Genomic DNA, 974 nt, shown 5'->3' with positions numbered 1-974 from the left:
CAACCAACTCGGCTACCAAGCGACCCTCCAAGCAGAAGGAGCTGCCTGACCAGCGGCTACGGAAAACAGGACGGGGGATTTTCGAATCAGGCGGCTGGTGCGTCCGGGCGGTCCTGCTTCGCCAGATGACGGGCGAAGCCACTGGTCTGCCAAATGCTGCCGTCCGCGGCGACGGCGAACCCCTCCGTGTCCGGCAGCCTCTCCAGCCAGTCGCGGGCCCGCTCGCCCATGGCGTAGGCGGCCGTCGCCCGGGCGTCCGCCTGGGTCAGGCCCGGTGTCACGACGGTGACCGAGGCGAGACCGCCGGCCGGCGGGGCGCCCGTGTGCGGATCGACGATGTGGCAACCGCGTTCGGCCGGCCCCGATGTGGCGACGGCGAGGCTTTCGTCGGTCTCGATCACCGCGACCAGTCCGCCGGGGGACAGCGGGTCCGAGATGCCGACCCGCCACGGGCCGCCGTGCAACTGGACGTCGCCCCCGCCGTTGAGGCAGACCGCGGCGGCACCGGACGAGGCGAGCATGCGCGCCGCGCGTTCCACCGCCCAGCCCTTGACCAGGCCGGTGGGGTCGAGTCCGCTCCCGCCCCCGTACCCGGCGGTGAACCAGCCGTCGCTCAGCCGCTCCTCCGTCTCGCAGAGCCCGAGCACCTGGGTCACGTCGGGCGCGCAGTCCGCCAGGGCGAGTTCCCCCCTGGCGAGCCTGCTGACCTCGCTGTCCCGGCGGTACGTCGAGAAGAGCTCGTCCGCGCGGTGCAGGGCGGCCACGGCCGCGACGAGTCCGGCGCGCATGCGCGCGCCGTCGCAGTCGGCGGCCATCCGCACGTCGAACGAGAACACGGTGCCCATCGCGTGCTCGACATGGCGCAGTCGTGCCCGGTCCGTCGTCACAGGCCCGCCTTGTCGAGGGCGCTCTGCAGGGACTGGATGTAGCCCTGGCTCGTGTAGGTGGCTCCGGAGACGGTGTCGATCCGGGCG

General features: G+C 72.7%; 2 protein-coding genes. Both read right to left on the bottom strand.

The window, feature by feature from the left end; genetic code table 11:
- Window positions 1-86: 86 nt before the first annotated feature.
- The gene (locus ACFV9O_RS30765; protein WP_385423550.1) at window positions 87-845 is read right to left on the bottom strand and encodes an FAD:protein FMN transferase; all 759 of its coding nucleotides are present in this window, start codon (window positions 843-845) and stop codon (window positions 87-89) included.
- 38 nt (window positions 846-883) lie between these two features.
- The coding region (locus ACFV9O_RS30760; RefSeq protein WP_385423548.1) for an FMN-binding protein at window positions 884-974 on the bottom strand (91 nt) is incomplete at its 5' end.

Origin of the sequence: Streptomyces sp. NPDC059909, assembly GCF_042730885.1 — a bacterium.
Taxonomy (GTDB): domain Bacteria; phylum Actinomycetota; class Actinomycetes; order Streptomycetales; family Streptomycetaceae; genus Streptomyces.
Note: the sequence above shows the minus strand (reverse complement) of the source record. Positions and strands in the feature narration are given on the sequence as shown.

Coding starts and splice junctions, on each gene's coding strand:
- ACFV9O_RS30765 (WP_385423550.1), bottom strand. CDS start 845: ATGGGCACCGTGTTCTCGTTCGACGTGCGGATGGCCGCCGACTGCGAC.